The organism is Chitinivorax sp. B, assembly GCF_005503445.1.
GTDB lineage: Bacteria > Pseudomonadota > Gammaproteobacteria > Burkholderiales > SCOH01 > Chitinivorax.
The window spans coordinates 27,804-44,851 of sequence record NZ_SCOH01000022.1; the positions used below are offsets into that span (position 1 = coordinate 27,804).

At 52.6% G+C, this 17,048-nt stretch carries 14 protein-coding genes; 12 read left to right on the forward strand and 2 right to left on the reverse strand.

Going from position 1 to position 17,048, the window contains the following annotated elements; translation table 11 throughout:
• Nucleotides 1-153 precede the first annotated feature (153 nt).
• The 5 genes from FFS57_RS14210 to FFS57_RS14230 all read left to right on the forward strand — a co-directional run bounded on the left by FFS57_RS14210 (nt 154) and on the right by FFS57_RS14230 (nt 6,602).
• Nucleotides 154-780 (forward strand): TetR/AcrR family transcriptional regulator, encoded by a 627-nt coding sequence (locus tag FFS57_RS14210; protein ID WP_171013946.1) that lies wholly within the window; start codon nt 154-156, stop codon nt 778-780.
• A complete protein-coding gene (gene recD, locus FFS57_RS14215) occupies nt 777-2,507 on the forward strand; it encodes an exodeoxyribonuclease V subunit alpha (protein ID WP_137938473.1) in 1,731 nt (576 codons plus the stop codon). The genes FFS57_RS14210 and recD overlap by 4 nt, the downstream gene beginning before the upstream one ends.
• Before the next feature lie 57 nt (nt 2,508-2,564).
• Nucleotides 2,565-3,386, forward strand: coding sequence for a fructosamine kinase family protein (locus tag FFS57_RS14220; RefSeq protein ID WP_171013948.1), 822 nt, complete (start codon nt 2,565-2,567; stop codon nt 3,384-3,386).
• 288 nt (nt 3,387-3,674) lie between these two features.
• Nucleotides 3,675-5,681 (forward strand): site-specific recombinase, encoded by a 2,007-nt coding sequence (locus FFS57_RS14225; protein ID WP_137938475.1) that lies wholly within the window; start codon nt 3,675-3,677, stop codon nt 5,679-5,681.
• Between the two features lie 138 nt (nt 5,682-5,819).
• Nucleotides 5,820-6,602, forward strand: coding sequence for a substrate-binding periplasmic protein (locus tag FFS57_RS14230; protein ID WP_171013950.1), 783 nt, complete (start codon nt 5,820-5,822; stop codon nt 6,600-6,602).
• A gap of 56 nt (nt 6,603-6,658) precedes the next feature.
• On the opposite strand, the gene FFS57_RS26105 is transcribed toward FFS57_RS14230, so the two are convergent.
• Together FFS57_RS26105 and FFS57_RS26110 are read right to left on the reverse strand one after the other, a co-directional pair.
• Nucleotides 6,659-7,861 (reverse strand): hypothetical protein, encoded by a 1,203-nt coding sequence (locus FFS57_RS26105; RefSeq protein WP_137938477.1) that lies wholly within the window; start codon nt 7,859-7,861, stop codon nt 6,659-6,661.
• Between the two features lie 178 nt (nt 7,862-8,039).
• Nucleotides 8,040-9,209, reverse strand: a complete 1,170-nt coding sequence (locus FFS57_RS26110) for a hypothetical protein (protein ID WP_137938478.1) — start codon at nt 9,207-9,209, stop codon at nt 8,040-8,042.
• Between the two features lie 945 nt (nt 9,210-10,154).
• Between FFS57_RS26110 and modA the strand changes: the two genes are divergently transcribed.
• The 7 genes from modA to FFS57_RS14275 all read left to right on the forward strand — a co-directional run bounded on the left by modA (nt 10,155) and on the right by FFS57_RS14275 (nt 17,047).
• Nucleotides 10,155-10,913, forward strand: a complete 759-nt coding sequence (gene modA, locus FFS57_RS14245) for a molybdate ABC transporter substrate-binding protein (RefSeq protein WP_137938479.1) — start codon at nt 10,155-10,157, stop codon at nt 10,911-10,913.
• Nucleotides 10,910-11,314 carry a TOBE domain-containing protein gene (locus FFS57_RS14250; RefSeq protein ID WP_137938480.1) on the forward strand — a complete coding sequence of 135 codons (405 nt, stop codon included), beginning with the start codon at nt 10,910-10,912 and terminating at the stop codon, nt 11,312-11,314. The genes modA and FFS57_RS14250 overlap by 4 nt, the downstream gene beginning before the upstream one ends.
• A complete protein-coding gene (modB, locus tag FFS57_RS14255; RefSeq protein WP_137938481.1) occupies nt 11,311-11,985 on the forward strand; it encodes a molybdate ABC transporter permease subunit in 675 nt (224 codons plus the stop codon). Before FFS57_RS14250 ends, modB begins: the two co-directional genes overlap by 4 nt.
• Nucleotides 11,982-12,863, forward strand: coding sequence for an ABC transporter ATP-binding protein (locus tag FFS57_RS14260; RefSeq protein WP_137938482.1), 882 nt, complete (start codon nt 11,982-11,984; stop codon nt 12,861-12,863). The genes modB and FFS57_RS14260 overlap by 4 nt, the downstream gene beginning before the upstream one ends.
• A complete protein-coding gene (hemC, locus tag FFS57_RS14265; RefSeq protein ID WP_137938483.1) occupies nt 12,857-13,837 on the forward strand; it encodes a hydroxymethylbilane synthase in 981 nt (326 codons plus the stop codon). The genes FFS57_RS14260 and hemC overlap by 7 nt, the downstream gene beginning before the upstream one ends.
• 142 nt (nt 13,838-13,979) lie before the next feature.
• Nucleotides 13,980-15,836, forward strand: a complete 1,857-nt coding sequence (gene hemDX / locus FFS57_RS14270) for a fused uroporphyrinogen-III synthase HemD/membrane protein HemX (RefSeq protein WP_137938484.1) — start codon at nt 13,980-13,982, stop codon at nt 15,834-15,836.
• A complete protein-coding gene (locus FFS57_RS14275) occupies nt 15,833-17,047 on the forward strand; it encodes a heme biosynthesis HemY N-terminal domain-containing protein (RefSeq protein ID WP_137938485.1) in 1,215 nt (404 codons plus the stop codon). The genes hemDX and FFS57_RS14275 overlap by 4 nt, the downstream gene beginning before the upstream one ends.
• Nucleotide 17,048: the final 1 nt, after the last annotated feature.

Below are 17,048 nucleotides of genomic sequence, written 5' to 3' on the forward strand. Positions count from 1 at the left end.
TTGTTTTGTAGTGGTCACTACATAATAGGAGCACATGCAAAACGTCGTCAATCTATTTTGTAGTGATTGTTATAATAATTAATGACAGAATCGGAAATACCGGCCAAATCTCGCTACAATGCACCACCTGTTGTCTTTGCTTGCGACCACATCATGGAACCAAAATCCGAAAAACGTACGCCGGGCCGCCCACGCGTGTTTGATCGCGAGCGGGCGCTCGCCGCCGCCATGCGCTTGTTCTGGCAGCACGGGTTTGAAGGTACGTCAATGGCACAACTGACCGACGCGATGCAAATCAACCCGCCCAGTCTGTATGCTGCATTTGGCTCCAAGGACAATCTATATCGGGAAACGTTGAGCCACTATTTGGCGGAATACGGCCGATTGCTGGTAGAAACGTTGAATACCGAAGGCGACGGGCGGCAGGCCATGCACCATATGTTGCGGACGGCAGCGGCATTATTTACCGATACCAGCCACCCATCAGGCTGCATGGTGTCCAATGCGGCTGTTCATTGTGCTGCAGAAAACGCCCGCCTGGCCGAACTGCTGACCCAACACCGAACACACGCACGAAATCTGATCCAGGCCAGGTTGGCCCAAGCACAGCAGGCAGGTGAATTGTCCAGCACCGCCGATATCCCACACTTGGCGACCTACTTTGCAATGGTGATTCAGGGCATGGCCCTGCAAGCACGGGATGGCGCGGATCGCGCGACGCTGGAACAGCTTGGCGACCTGGCCTTGCGCGCTTGGCCAGCGCAAAGGTCATCGCCTTGACGGCATCGCCTTCACCGCTTGCGTCCGAATTCCTGAGGGTATTGACCCGCTTGGCTGGCCCGTTGCCGCCGGTATTGACACAAGTGGTGACGCAATTGATGCAGGCCACGGCGCAAGGCCATGTCTGCCTTGATTTGGCCGCAGTGGACCCGGATGGCCAGTTGTCTGAGCAGTTGCTGGACAGCCCCATCTGTGGACGGCCTGGGGGCTTTCAACCACTGGTGCTGGATCAAGGTCGCCTGTATCTGACAAGGTATTGGCTGTACGAATACCAACTGGCCACCCGGTTGCTAGACATGGTGCAAACCCGACCACATCTGGACAACCGGCAGGCTCATGACATTCTCGCCTCCTTGTTTCAAAACAGCCAACAGCAGCCGGATTGGCAGAAGACCGCAGCCGCAGCTGCTCTGATAAACCGGTTTACAGTGATCTCGGGGGGGCCAGGTACTGGCAAGACCTCGACAGTCGTAAAAATTCTGGGTGCACTGCAAGCACTGCATGATGGGCGGTTGATGATTCGTCTGGCTGCCCCAACTGGTAAAGCGGCAGCTCGAGTGGCGGAAGCCATTCGGGGACGCAAGGCCAGCCTGCCTTTACCCGCCCATATCATTACCAGCATTCCGGAACAGGCAGAAACCTTACATCGCTTGCTGGGCCCACGCCCAGAATCGGTCCAATTTCGCCATCATTCAGCCAATCCGGTCCCTTGTGATGTGCTAGTGGTAGATGAGGCCTCCATGATCGACTTGGCGTTGATGGCCAAGATGGTTGATGCACTACCACCCCACGCCCGGCTGATATTGTTGGGTGACAAGGACCAGCTCGCTTCAGTAGAAGCGGGGGCAGTATTTGGTGATATTTGCAGCTTGCGAACATATGACTCAATGACCTGCCAGCAACTGGCCGCATTGGCAGATGTCACCATTGAAGCCGATGTTGTGCCCGCCAGCCGAATCGGCAACAGCGTCATGCTGTTGCAACACAGCTACCGCTTTGATGGTAGCAGTGGCATAGGCGAATTGGCTCGACTGGCAAATCAGGGCGATGTTTTGGGTACCATCACCTTGTTGCAAAGTAACCGTTTCAGCGATATCAAGTGGCATGAAAGCAGCATTGCTCAGTTTGCCAGTCGCCTGGAAACCCGTATCCGTGAGGGCTATGCTGCCTATTGGCAGACCATCCAGACCGGGCAGGGCGCAGATGTCGTATTGGCTGCGTTTAACCGCTTCCGCCTACTGGCCGCCACTCGTGATGGGGAAGCCGGTGTCAATCAGCTCAATCGCATCACTGAGCAAGTACTGCGTGGCTCACCCGCCAACGGTTGGTATGCCGGCCGGCCCATCATGATCAACAGCAATGACTACAACCTCAAGCTGTTCAACGGCGATGTCGGTATCACCTTGGAATCCCCGACTGGCCTGCGGGTATGGTTTGAAGCAGAAGGCGGGTTCCGCTCGTTTACACCCGCCCGCTTGCCGCCACACGATACCGCTTTCTGCATGACGGTCCACAAATCCCAAGGTTCGGAGTTCGACCAAATTGCCCTGGTGCTTCCGGATGCCCCGTTACCCGTGCTCACACGGAACCTGATCTATACCGGCATTACCCGGGCCAAGCAGCATGCCGAGATTTGGGGGGTAGGCGCCAGTTTGCGGTCTGCTATTGAACATGCACCGATGCGGGCCAGTGGACTAACGGACAGATTGATGGCTGGCGGGAAATGACATGCTATCCCACGAGTTGCTGTCCGCCATCGCTACCGCCATTACCCAAGCAACTTGTTGCACGTTTCACGTGAAACATTACCAAGCGGTGCCAGGGGGGGAGTCAATCAGGTATGGCAGATCAGCAACGGCAAGCAATACTATTTCGTTAAGACCCACTTGCAGCAAAGCTTTTCGGCCGAGGTCGACGGGTTGATTGCACTTCAGGATGCTGCAGTCGTGCGCATTCCGACCATCGTCTGTCATGGCCATGCAGCCAAAACCTTTTACCTAGTGCTCGAATGGCTATCGATGCGGTGTCGTGGTAACGAAACACACTTAGGTACCCACCTGGCCACACTGCATCGTATCGTTGGCCCTCATTTTGGCTGGCACTGTGACAATCTGTTGGGGACCTTCCGCCAAACCAATGCCACCTGCGCAACCTGGTGTGATTTCTGGCGTGCTCACCGTCTGTTACCGCAATTGGAAATGGCTTCAACACAGCCTTGGGGCGCCACAATTGTGAAAAATGGCCAGCATCTGCTGGATCAGTTGGGTCCTTTTTTTGATGATCATCACCCCATACCATCCTTGTTACATGGCGACTTGTGGCATGGCAATGTAGGATGGCTGGACACCGATACACCAGTGCTATTCGATCCAGCAGTTCATTATGGTGATCGGGAGACGGATCTGGCCATGACCGAGTTGTTCGGCGGCTTCGGCCCCAGCTTCTACTCTGCCTACCAGACTCATTATCCGCTGCAGGCAGGCTATCCTCGTCGGCGTCCGCTATATCAGCTTTACCATGTGCTAAACCACGCCAATTTTTTTGGTGGCGGCTATATTGACCACGCTCATCACCTTTTGATGCTGCTGTTGAAGTCCATCGGTTGAACCAAATCAAAAACCAGTCAGACTAAACACGAATGACCCTGGCTTGCGAACGCTGGATTCATTAGCAGATCTTAATTTTTTCCGGCCATGTTGGGCTGCTATCATCGTTGGTCGCGGCAGGTGGCTATCCCGTTCAGATCAACATCGTTGACCCGGTTTTGTTTCAACTACCAGGTTCCCACACCTGCCATCCATGATTTGAGATCGCACCCGCATTGCTGATTGCTGGCAAGTTGACAGCGCCAGCTTGCTGTTTATCAATTTATCAATCACGGTCAAGGAGAGCCTATGGAGTCTATTCTCCGGCAACTTGTCGCTCAACCCGACACTACCGACATTGCGCCACTGGTAGAGCTGGTAGCTGCCATCCGCCCCAAACGGGCGCGCGACACAGAGATGGCCGTCAACAATCTGCGGGCTCTGACACTGCTACTTCAACAGCATGCCGAGTATCGCCATGCGTTGCGGCATTATCTACTGGTCAGCTTGGCATCGCGAAAGCAGCTCCATCTATATGCCGACGTAGGTATTCTGCCCAATGCGGGCTTCTTTTCCGAACTACGTAATAAATTGGCTGCCAAGTTGTTACCGCCCGCTGTCAACGGTGACTATTTGAAGGACATTTTCGGCCTCATCTTTCATCGGCGTGATGACCACATCTGGGTTCAGGCCGTGTCAAATAGTGTGTGGCACGCGCTGTTCGATGTATTGAGTGAGAATGGCATGAATGATGCGCAACGCCGTATCATCATTGGTGAATTGCTTGATGCAGCCCAGGTATTGTCCTACCGAATCTCAAGCATGGGGCTAGAGCCGGAACTGGTTCGCAACCATCCGGATGTCGAACGTTTCGAGTCGCCGTTCCTGATGCAAAATGCTGAGATCGTCGATTACATCGCCCGGCACCGCAATTGGCTGATCAATCCAGACAATCCGCGTGACGACAACAAACATGCCTTGGTCTTGCTGGATCAGTGCGAGCTAGTGATGGCCAAAATTCGCAAACAAGCGAGTGTCAGCGGCGTCAGTGTCAGCCTTACCTACTTGCTCGTACGCTTGCAGCAAAGTCTACAGCGCTTACGTACACTATTGCACCTGATTGAGCCGGGCGATACGACAGACAAGCGCGTACGAGCCCTGGCGCTGTTCAATGAATTGTTGTGGGCGGACAATCGCAAGCTGAATATCCGTGATTTCTTCAGGGACAACGTTGAGCTGATCGCCCGTCAGATTACCGAGCATGCCAGCCGCACGGGTGAGCACTATGTCACTCAAAGTCGGCGTGACTACTGGCAGATGCTGAAGTCCGCATCCGGGGCCGGACTGATTGTAGGCTTCATGGCCCTGATCAAGATTCTCACGGCTAAACTGCATGCACCACCGCTGATCGAGGCCTTTCTGTTCAGCATGAACTATGCACTGGGTTTCATGCTGGTGCACCGCTTACATTTCACCATTGCCACCAAGCAACCGGCCATGACCGCCGCCCACATTGCCGCCGCCATCCAGGATGAAGACGGCAAAACCGCCATGGATAACCTGACCGAGTTGGTAATACGCGTAATGCGCAGCCAGTTCGTTGCCATCATCGGTAACGTGCTATTGGCCATCCCCACGGCTTATGCCCTGGGCTGGCTATGGTTCGCCGGTACCGGTAGCCACTTGGCAGACCCAGCCAAGGTGCAACACCTGCTACATGACATCAATCCAATTACCAGCCTGGCTATCCCACATGCTGCGATTGCGGGCTGTTGCCTATTCCTGGCGGGTTTGATATCAGGCTACTACGACAACAAGGTTGTCTACGATCAAATTCCGGAACGACTGCAACAGCGACCATGGCTACAGCGTTTATTAGGTGAAGCGCGGTTGGCGCGGCTGGCCAATTACATTCGCAACAATCTGGGTGGTTTAGCCGGTAATTTCTACTTCGGATGCATGTTGGGTACCATCGGCACCATTGGTTTCCTGATTGGCTTGCCGATCGATATTCGCCACATCACATTCTCGGCAGCCAATTTTGCATATTCATTGGTTGGGCTGGAAAACCAGATACCATGGCAGACGCTATTGTGGTCGATAGCCGGCATCTGGCTGATCGGTATGACCAACCTCACTGTCAGTTTCAGCCTGGCACTGTGGGTAGCGCTGCGGTCCCGCCGTATCAGTTTCGATATGGCCCGCCCCTTGGGTAGAGCATTGATAAAGCGGTTCTTCAGTCGACCAAGCGAGTTCTTCTTCCCACCCAAAGCCGAAAAAATTGGTGAAACACCGGCTACCCATGAAGCTTCTTGAACACGTTGACTGAAAAATGGCGAGGGAATTCCTCGCCATTTTTCCTAACACAACACCATATCAATCATTCGAAAACCAAAATCCAACCTGCCATACTGAATGCATCCCGCCAGAGCGGGTGTATTCAGGAGTACCGCAATGCTGAAACAGATGGGTTACATACTGATCGCAATTGGGTGGCTGGTTTGTGCAACCACTTACGCGCGGGACATCGTGATCTCCACCGGAGAATACGCTCCATGGGCAACGGAAAGCTCTCCCAATCAGGGCTATGTGAATCGCGTGGTCAAAACAGCTTTTGAGCGGGTTGGCGTAAACGTGCAATTTCGCTACGCACCCTGGAAACGTGCACTGGAAGAAGTCCGGCAGGGCAATGTGCAAGCCAGTTCGTTCTGGTTTACCGATCCGGATCGTGCCAAGGAATTCCTTTATAGCAAACCTATCTCAGAGCACCGTGAGATGTTGTTCCATCTCAAAGCAACATCCGTCCCTACCTGGAAGCAGTTGAGCGATCTCGCCAAGCTACGCATTGGTGCCACCCGTGGCTATACCTATACCAAAGCATTTTGGGATGCCGCACAACACAAGACACTTACCATTGATGAAGCACCATCTGATGAACTCAACTTCAGAAAGCTGTTCGCTCGACGGATCGATGTGTTTCCAATGGATGAGTTTTCCGGCTGGCAGCTGTTGAGTAGCGGCGCCTTCCCACCTGGTGCGCGCGATTTGATGACCACCAACCCTAAGCCTTTTTCCTCTAGACATGGACATCTGATTGCGCGCAAAACCGAAGATGGCCGAATCTTGATCAAGCTATTCGATCAAGGTTTGGCACAGTTGCAGGCCGATGGCACGCTGGATCGCTTCAAAGACGAATTGTTTACCGGTAAGTCCGGTAGCGATGCCAACCCGCAATAGCGCCGTGCAGTGACAACATCCCTGATCATCAGGGACGTTGATTGCGACTGACAGGTTTACATACCCAGCTGTACTTTAAGGGCATCAATGGCCGTCTTGTTGAAATGCAACTGCGGGTCAATCAATTCGGTATCCTTGTCAAAGTAAGCACCCAGATAACCGGTCACGTTATCTTTAACCGAAATCGCCAGTTTCGACCCATGCTTCAGATAGGTCTGGTTATGGGATAACGCTTCTACTCGAAATGAATGAGGAAAATCGAACAAATAGTGCTGCTGGACATAGGAGCCTATAGTCTCATCCTGCATCACCTGGTAGCGCCCTTCGCCCAAAGCATCACCTGTTGGCGTACACTTTTCATGTCCACCCACAAATTTTGCACTGTATACACTGACGGTATTGGCTGTCCCTAACTTAAACAACAGCATGTCTTTGCCGATTTTGATGCAGAATTTCGCCATAGTAGGGTAATACATGGCAATGCCACTACTGCTGATCACCGTTTTGGCAGGTAGCGCCAAATGTGTTCGCAATCCAACCGCCCCCGCTGGAAATTTTGCTTCGCCGAGTTGGCTCCGCAATGTCGTGCCGGATTGGCTCAATCTCCCGTCCTTATCCTCACCCAGACTAGTTTTCAGATTATCTTTCATCAACTGATCGACAAGATCGATCGTTTCCAGCTTGAAACGATAAGTGACACGGGTTGGCGAAGTACCATGAGTCAACCACCCTGGCGTATCCGTTACCTGAAAGGCATTTCCCAACCGAGCTGTGTTCATTGATGGATCGAGGATCGCCGTCTGAATTTGCAGCTTGGGTGACGCAGTCAACAGTTGATGCAGGAAGGTAGGCGTCTTGATTCCCCCTTTTCCCGGCCGATCATCCAACAATATGCCATCTGACAACACTTTGGATGTCAGTACAGATAACGCTTGCGATTCCTCATCCACATACAGGCTGTAAACATCTCCAGCCAAGAGACGATCGACGGTAGGGTTGGATGGCAGGGTAAAAACAGGTTTATCAGGTGTTGTACTTGTTGTCGTGGGTGGAAGAGGTACAGAGGGAGGCACAGGTGTCGTTGGGGTAGGTGAGGGTACAGGTGCAGGTGCAGGACCAGGAGCCGGGGCTGGTGTCACACCTGTTACAGGGGGGGTTGGCGTTGGGCTAGGTGTACTTTCGCTTCCGCCACCACCACCACATGCAGTCAACCCCAGACACAATGAAATACCCGTAACGGTCAATACCGTTTTCTTCATAAACAACCTTTGATTTGATAGTGCACAGCCATAAGTCGCATACCAGTCCGCAAACGATGCTGGCAACAAATTCTGATGAAATAACGCGAGATGAAGGGGCCAACATGGCGAAGTCGTCGACTGACGCCATGTTGTTTCGTCAAAGGATTCTGACCGAAGGCGATTCGCCGGCCATGTCCTACAAGCCCAGCTGTACTTTCAGCGCATTGATGGCTGTCTTGTTGAAATGCAGTTGTGGATCAACCAAGGTAACCTCGTCGTCGAAGTAAACGGAAATAGTCTCGTCATCGGATATCAGGTTGGAAAGCTGGAAAGACAGCCGTGCATTGGCTTTCTGATAAGTAGGGCTCAATACCAAGCGCTCCACGTCACCCGATCCACCAAAATTCAACAGGTAGTCTGTTCTGACAATACCCAAGGTGCTTGTGTGCTCGATAGTCCGGAATGTACCACTCGCGAATTTTGATCCTGTTGCCTTGCAGTTGCCATCCACCTTGAAAGCATCCACCGTATTGGCGCCCAGCATCAGCCCAACCCCTTCAGTAGCCCCATCGAAGGTATAGATGCAACGTAAACCAGCGGCGGTATCTTTTTTCACATACAGATTGTCAACCTTCAATAACTTGTTTGCAGGCAATACCACGTGGGTACGCAAGCCGATTGATCCGACAGGGAATTTTCCATTGCCAAGGGTATCGACCAGCTTCGCGTTACTAACGGGTAGCAATCCATTTTTTGTTTCGCCGGTACTGAATTGCAGATTATTCTTCATGAGTTGGTCAGTCAGATCGACCTCCTCAAACTGAAAGCGATAAGTTGCCTGGTCCCCTGTGACAGAGTGCGTTAGCCAACCACGTTTCCCCCATGCATGGAATTCATTCTTCAACTTTTCCCCATCCAGAAAATCCATCGCCCCGATCGTATGATCGCCGTAGTCAGCCGCATAAAAAGGATGCGCCGACAGCAACTGATGCAGAAAAATGGGCGAACTGTAGACAGGACGTTTCGGCACATGATTATCTGTAATCACACCGCTACTGCTCATTTGTGTTTGCAGCACGGAAACCTTACCCAGCTTGCCTGCCCCGGGTACATCCACATGCAGGCTGTATACATCACCTTCAAGGAGACGCTGGCTGGTCACATTCTTACTAGCAGGCCCTGGTGAAGGCGTAGGCGCAGGATCTGGTGTCGGGTTTACCGGCGAAGGTACCGGGGCGGTTGGTGCCGGAGTGGCTGTTGGCTTGGGCGTACTGTCGCTATCGCCACCACCACCGCCACCGCCACCACAAGCTGTTAGTCCAAGACACAAGGAAAGGCTTGCTGCAAATACAACTGATTTATCCAAAATCTTTTCTTTCTATTACGGAATAAAGTACCGAGGCGTTCTGCCAAGCTAATTTGACGCCAACCCGCTACATCAGCAAAGCTGCGGTTTGTCATGAATTTGTGATGAAAGTGTAAAAATAAGTTAACACTGTTAGAATTTTTATATGCACTGTGGAAATCCTCAATTCCCATCCCAATCCCCATTAGCATCAATTAAATCCTTTCAAACCATCAGCTTAAAAATAAGTACTACTACGTAATAGCTTATCAACCAATGACCGATAGTCATTTAAATATTGATAACAATGTTTTTGTGTTCCTTGTTGATCGTTAATCTTCAATAAAGTTGATTGATATATTCGTAACATCATTAAAGATAGCGCTATCTTTAATGGAAAAATAAACCAATATCTTGTGAAATTCATATTTCACGTTCTATTTTTATAGAAAGAATACATTCAAAACTATTCAACAATAGTATCCTGTCCCGATCCATTGGAAAGTGCCTCGTCGTCCCTATATTCATTGCAGCAAGACCATTACCAACCTTGTCTACACACTTGCCTCAAGTTCGATCGATAACCACCTTATTTCTTTGCCTGAAAGAACTAGACTACCGCTACCTATTTGCACTAGGGACACTACCAAACAGGCGTTATATAATCGTGTATATAACGAATTTGTGTTCAATCTGGCCAAATACAGGACCTGGCAACGCAACTGGCCGCACTTATTGTTGGCACAGCCCAACTCAGTATGGAAACAAGCCATGGCTGAATCATTCAACCCAATGCTGCCCCAGATCTATCGCCAAGAGGTCACGACACATCAGGTACATCACGCCTTGTACTACTAGCTACAGACGATGCCACAACCTTGATCAAAGCCCTCCATGTGATATTGGGTGTATCGCCATGACCCGTACCGCCACTCGCTTTCCACTACCTGACGAAGACATCACCTCATGACCAAGACCTCTCGCCTGTTTGTACTGGCCTTGTTGGCCAGCACCAGCTTTACCTATGCAGATACGCTGACTGTCGCTGTTGCCGCCAACGTGCAATATGCTTTTGATGATCTGGCTCGCGCCTTCAAAACTGAAACCGGGCACAATGCCAAGGCCAGTTTCAACTCATCTGGCAAATTTGCGGCTCAGATCATGAATGGCGCCCCATTTGATGTGTTTGTATCAGCAGATATGGAATTTCCCGAAAAACTACATCAGCAAGGCTTTGCTGTGGCCGCACCCAAGCCCTATGCCTACGGGATACTGGTGGTATGGACCATACGCAGTGATCTTGATCCGACAGATTGGCAAGCGGCGTTCAAACACCGCTCCGTCAACAAAATCGCACTGGCCAATCCCAAAACAGCCCCTTATGGACGCGAGGCCATGAAGGTACTGGCTGCCACCAAACTGGATGAATCACTGCAAAACAAACTGGTGTTTGGTGAAAGCATCGCCCAAACCAACCAATATATTGTCAGCCAAGCTGCCGATATCGGAATTACTGCGAAATCCGTTGTGGTCTCGCCAGAAATGGCAGGTAAAGGGCGCTGGGCCGAACTGCCCAAATCAATGTATCAACCTATCGCCCAAGGCGCGGTGGTATTAAAGTACGGGCAGGCAAACCATGCCAAAGCGTCACAAGCCTGGCTGGATTTTCTCTATGGCCCAAAAGCCCGTGCCATTCTTGAACAATATGGCTACCTGCTACCATGAACCGGCTCCCTGCCATCCTATCCGCCATTGAACAGGAAGGAGCCATCACACTGCTTGAGGCACAGACATTTGGTCAAACGGTCAGCCTCACATTGTTGGCGGGAAGAACACAACCAGTGTGGCAAATTGGCCAGGCCATCACCTTGGTGTTCAAGGATACCGAGGTGTCACTTGCCAAAAATCTACAAGGCCAGCTCAGCCTGCGTAACCGTTTACCAGTAAACGTACTGGCACTGGCCCGGGGTAAAGTACTAACCCGGGTGACCATGGCTCTGGCAGGGCATACCTTATATGCAGTGATCACCACGCGTGCTGCCGACCATTTAGCACTGCAAATAGGGGATCAGGTTGAAGCACTGATCAAAGCCAATGAAATGGCCATTCTGGAAGACCCGACATGATTGATTGGCAACCGCTCTGGCTCACTGCCGAACTGGCCGCGCTGACTACAGCCATTCTTTTCGTGGTTGGCCTACCCCTGGCTTATTGGCTGGCCTTCAGCCATCGGCGTATCAAACCAGTAGTGGAAACACTAGTCAGCATGCCATTGGTGCTGCCACCTTCTGTGTTGGGTTTCTATCTGTTACTCGCATTCAACCCCAACGCGGCCTTTGGACAATGGCTGGCCAGCCAGTTTGATATCCGCCTTGCATTCAGCTTTGCTGGGCTGGTGATCGGCTCTGTACTGTTCAGCCTGCCATTCATGGTGCACCCATTGCAATCAGCCTTACAGACACTACCGGCAGATTTACGCGAAGCGTCGTATACCCTTGGTAAATCAACGCTGACAACCCTATTTAAAGTATTGTTGCCGAACATCAAACCGGCATTGTTGTCTGGTTGTGTGATGACATTTGCCCATACTGTTGGCGAGTTTGGGGTTGTTCTGATGATTGGCGGCAATATCCCCGGTGTGACCAAAGTGGCCTCCATTGCCATCTATGACGAAGTCGAAAGCCTCAACTACCCTGCTGCCCACACCTATGCCGCCATTCTGTTTGTGGTCAGCTTTGTCATCGTACTGATGGTGTACTGGTTGAACAGACACGCTTCCCGAGCCATCGCGACATGATCGATTTGCAATTGACCCGGCAACTGCATACCCAACAAGGGCTGCTCACTCTCTCTGTTTCTGGCCAGATCACCCACGGTGAATGTCTGGCTGTCTTTGGTCCATCAGGCGCGGGCAAGACTACCCTACTTCGGATGATGGCCGGACTGACACAGCCGGATAGTGGTCATCTGACCGTCGATGGCGAAGTCTGGATTGATGCCAGCCGAGGCTTTCACCTGCCACCACAAAAACGATCGATTGGTTATGTCTTCCAGGACTATGCGCTTTTCCCGAACATGACCGTTCGAGGCAATCTGGCTTATGCCGGGGCATCAGCCAGTCTACAGGCTGATCTGCTGGACATGACCGGATTGACTGCCTTTTCGGACCGCAAACCGGATACGCTTTCTGGCGGCCAGCGGCAACGGGTGGCCGTGGCCCGTGCACTGGCGCGTCGCCCTAAACTGCTGCTGCTGGATGAGCCACTGACTGCGTTGGATGGCACCACCCGGCACCAGTTACAACGAGATCTGGCGCAATGGCAGAAATCGCTAGGCATCACGACCATTTTGGTCAGCCATGATATTGGCGAAGTTGTGCGGCTAGCTCAGCAAGTGTGGCAGCTTGATCAAGGCAGAATCACTGCCCAAGGTACACCTCATGCTGTTCTGCTTGGGCCGCGCACGCGCGGCAAGTTCAATCTGGGGGCAGAGGTGTTGGCAGTACGGCAGGAGGACGTCGTTCAGGTTGTGACCTTATTGGTAGGCCAGGAAGTCGTGGATGTAATCGGTGATGGTGACGAACTGGCCGATCTGCAGATAGGGGATCGGGTTACCGTTGCCATCAAGGCATTCAGCCCGATCTTGATCAAGAATCGAGATGGCAGCACATGCTAAAATCCGTTCATTCCCAAGCGAGCATCCCTATCGTGTCTGCCAAATCCCGTCCAACCAAAGTCATCATCGCCTCTCGTGAGAGCTTGCTTGCCATGTGGCAAGCCGAACATATCCAGACTCGCTTGCGCACGTTGTATCCAGGGCTTGAAGTCGAAATACTGGGTATGACCACACAAGGCGATCGCATTCTGGACGTAACCCTCAACAAGATCGGCGGCAAGGGGCTATTTGTCAAAGAACTGGAAGTTGCCATGGAAGAAGGTCGGGCCGATATCGCCGTCCATTCCAGCAAAGACGTGCCAATGCAGTTACCCGATGGTTTTACGCTAGCGGCCATTGGTGAACGTGAAGATGCACGTGATGCCTTCGTTTCCAACCATTTTACCGACTTGGCCACTTTGCCACCGAACAGTGTAGTTGGTACTTCCAGCCTGCGCCGTGAAAGCCAGATCCGCAACCGTTTCCCGCACCTAACAGTGAAGCCGCTACGTGGTAACGTCCAGACGCGTCTGCGCAAACTGGATGAAGACCAATACGATGCCATTATTCTCGCTGCAGCTGGTTTGCGCCGCCTGGGCCTGACAGATCGCATTACCAGCCTGTTGTCAACGGAAGATAGCCTACCGGCGGTTGGCCAAGGTGCACTTGCAATCGAATGCCGGACGGATCGGGCTGATCTACTGAAGCTGCTGGCGCCACTGAATCACGCCGACACCGCGATCTGTGTTCGTGCGGAGCGCGCCATGAGCAGGGTATTGGGCGGCAGCTGTCAAGTTCCGTTAGGTGGCTTTGCGGAAGTAGTTGAAGGCAAACTAAAACTACGTGCTTTTATCGCGCTGCCAGACGGTAGTCGCCTGCTGCACACCACCCTGACCGGCTCCCGCGACAAACCTGAAGCCTTGGGACAAGCTGCGGCTGAAGCCTTGATGTTACAAGGTGCCGGTGACATCATGCAGCAACTGACACATCCCTGACCTGCCAACAGTCAACTGGATATCGTCAAATATCCACCCAAGCATGCACGGCATAAATGATCGATAATTGTGAAGGGACGCACCTGCCGCCCACACGGGCTGCGGCCTCAGGTGCGTCATTTCAATACCTGCCGAGGATCGAATGCCACGTCTTCCTGCCTATGCACGTGTTGTTGTTACCCGCCCGGTCGATCAAGCCGGTAAGTTGATCGACGCAATCCGCGAAGCTGGCGGGCAGGCCATCCCACTACCATTGTTGGCAATAGGTGAGCCCAGTAGCCCAGATGCGCTGGATGAAATCATCGCCCGACTTTGCGAGTTCGACTTCGCAGTCCTGATTAGCCCAACTGCCATTTCACGGGTGTTGCCCAAAGTGATGGAAGCAGGCGGCTGGCCTGCCGCAGTGACCCCTGTTGTCGTCGGTCAGAGTAGCGCCGACGCGTTGGCAACCTATGATACCCCTCCGCCACTGATACCGGCGGACCGGTTCGATAGCGAGGGACTACTGGCATTACCACGTCTGCAACACATGGTCGGCCAGCGGGTAGTGATCTTCCGTGGTGATGGCGGACGCGAACTGCTGGCAGATACGCTGATTCAGCGCGGTGCCCATGTCGAGTACATTGAGGCCTATCAACGACTCTGTATCAATCATACTATCGGCCCATTGTTATCAGGCGATCCGTTGCCGGTTTGGACCATTAGTAGCACCGAGGCATTGGAACATCTGCATACCTTGGCTGGAGAAAGCCACATCAAGCAGTTACAATCATCAGCGCTATTCGTTTCCCATCAACGCATTGCGGCCCGCGCAGCAGAATTGGGATTTTCCCGCATCATTGTGACAAGCCCCGGCGATAACGGTATGCTCGTGGGCCTTTGCGACTGGTTCAACCACCGAATGGAAGACAAGATGGATACGGCGCCAAACAACACTGCGCCCCCGGCCGCCACGGCACCGAAGGACACCACCTCTCAGAGCCACACAGCCGCACCGACACCACCTCCCGCTTATGTTCCCGCATCGGCTACCTCCGGTTTTCGTTTCAATTGGGGCCTTGCCTTGGGTGCTGCTGCATTGATATTGGTCACGGCTCATTGGCTGACCAATAACCACAAGATGCAGAAGCTGCAGCTGGAGGCCGGTAGTTTCAACCAGACCAGTCGTCAGCTGGCTGAAAAAAGCACCGAACAGGTCACTCAGATGCAGACGCGTCTGGCAATACTGGAAAGCAAGCTCAGCGATTCACAGAATCAGCAAGTCGCGCTGGAGGCCATGTATCAGGAACTGTCGCGCAGCCGTGACGAAGCCTCACTGGCAGACATTGAGCAAGCACTGATGCTGGCCAACCAGCATCTGCAATTGGCCGGTAATGTGCGCTTGGCGCTGATTTCATTACAGAACATCGACCAACGCCTGCAAGGCCAGAACGAGCCACAGTGGCTGGCAGTACGTACAGCATTGGCCAAAGATATGGAAGTACTGAAGAAGTTTCCGTTCATCGATACAGTTGGCATTGCCGTCAAAATCGACGGGTTGCTGACTGCAATCGACAGCATGCCATTGGTGGTGGAACAACCACAACCCCGAACTCCTGCAGCTCCAGCTCAAGCTGACGCCAATGTCTTTCAGCGACTATGGGGTGAACTGTGGACGGAGCTCAAGGATCTGATTCGCGTACGCCGGCTGGACAACCAGGAACCCTTGTTGCTGTCGCCGGAGCAGGCTTTTTTCCTGCGTGAAAACCTGAAACTGAGGCTGCTGGACGCCCGCATGGCCAATCTGCAGCGCGATGGCGTCACCTTTCAGAGTGATCTGCAATTGGCACGTCAGTATGTCGAACGCTATTTCGACGCCACCTCACCACAAAGCAAAGGTTTTCTACAAGGATTGATGCAGTTGACACAATTGGAGATTGGCAGCGAACCGCCTAGCCTGGAAGCCAGTCTGAACGCAATACGAGATGCCAAACTTAGACCTGTCGGGAGTGTCGAGTGAAGCTGCTGCTCTGGCTGATCGCCATTTTCACGGCGGCTGTTGCCGTTACTATGTTGGCGGGTGTCAATGACGGATATGCGCTGTTCGTGGTACCGCCTTACCGGCTCGATATCTCGCTGAATGCATTGATTATTCTGATCATTGCTGCGTTCATCGTGGTCTATGGTCTATTCCGCCTCACGTTCAATGCACTGGAATTACCCAAGCACGTCAAGGCCTATCACCGTAAACGCAACCAGGAAACGGCTCGCACTGCCTTATTTGATGCGCTGGAAGCTTTCTTTGAGGGTCGTTACAACCGTGCAGAACGAGATGCCAACAAAGTAGCCGAGTTGGAGGACGATCCACGTGGCAAAGCACTGGCCTCACTGTTGGCAGCACGCTCTGCACATATCGTGCGTGATTTCGACAAGCGTGATGGGTACCTGTCCCAGGCAGGGCTGGCTGACCAACATGCCAAACTTGCGCGTTATATCACTCAAGCGGAGCTACTGGCTGATCAACGTGAATCCACCGCCGCATTGGATGCGCTGGAAGAAGCCAAGTCCATCGCACCTAAGCTTACCAACGCACTACGCCTGGAATTGAAGATCCGCCAGCAACGTGGTGAACCGGATGCCGTATTGCGCATTCTGGAACAGCTGCAAAAAAGCGATGCAATCGACTCAGCCACAGCACAAACCATTCGGCTGGCCTCGTATCTGCATATTCTCAAGCATGAGCCCATGAATGTCCGTAGCCTGCGGGAATGGTGGGGCCGGCTCGACAAGACCGACCGCCTGCAACCGAGACTAGCAGCAGCGGCAGCACGTAAACTGTTGCAATTGGGTGATGCCGAGCTGGCAACCGATATTCTGATCAACGCACTCGAACACGATTGGGATACCGAACTGATCGAAATATTCGGCAACCTGCATCACTCAGGCACTCACAGCAACGACAATTTGCTGAAACTGATCCAGCAAGCTGAATCCTGGCTGCCACAACACCCGAAGGATGCAGCATTGCTGCTGACGCTTGGCCGGTTATGCCATGCCCAACAACTATGGGGCAAAGCGCAAAGCTATCTGGAGGCAAGTCTGGCGGTTTCGCCTTCCGTTGTTGCCCATATCGAACTGGCACAATTGCTGGAGCATATTGGTAAGCATGAGCAGGCAGCCCAACATTTCAAGAAAAGCCTTTCCCACGCAATGGTCGACATCGTCGAGTAAA

Coding starts and splice junctions, on each gene's coding strand:
- FFS57_RS14210 (WP_171013946.1), top strand. CDS start 154: ATGGAACCAAAATCCGAAAAACGTACGCCGGGCCGCCCACGCGTGTTT.
- FFS57_RS14225 (WP_137938475.1), top strand. CDS start 3,675: ATGGAGTCTATTCTCCGGCAACTTGTCGCTCAACCCGACACTACCGAC.
- FFS57_RS14230 (WP_171013950.1), top strand. CDS start 5,820: ATGCTGAAACAGATGGGTTACATACTGATCGCAATTGGGTGGCTGGTT.
- FFS57_RS26105 (WP_137938477.1), bottom strand. CDS start 7,861: ATGAAGAAAACGGTATTGACCGTTACGGGTATTTCATTGTGTCTGGGG.
- modA (WP_137938479.1), top strand. CDS start 10,155: ATGACCAAGACCTCTCGCCTGTTTGTACTGGCCTTGTTGGCCAGCACC.
- FFS57_RS14250 (WP_137938480.1), top strand. CDS start 10,910: ATGAACCGGCTCCCTGCCATCCTATCCGCCATTGAACAGGAAGGAGCC.
- modB (WP_137938481.1), top strand. CDS start 11,311: ATGATTGATTGGCAACCGCTCTGGCTCACTGCCGAACTGGCCGCGCTG.
- FFS57_RS14260 (WP_137938482.1), top strand. CDS start 11,982: ATGATCGATTTGCAATTGACCCGGCAACTGCATACCCAACAAGGGCTG.
- hemC (WP_137938483.1), top strand. CDS start 12,857: ATGCTAAAATCCGTTCATTCCCAAGCGAGCATCCCTATCGTGTCTGCC.
- hemDX (WP_137938484.1), top strand. CDS start 13,980: ATGCCACGTCTTCCTGCCTATGCACGTGTTGTTGTTACCCGCCCGGTC.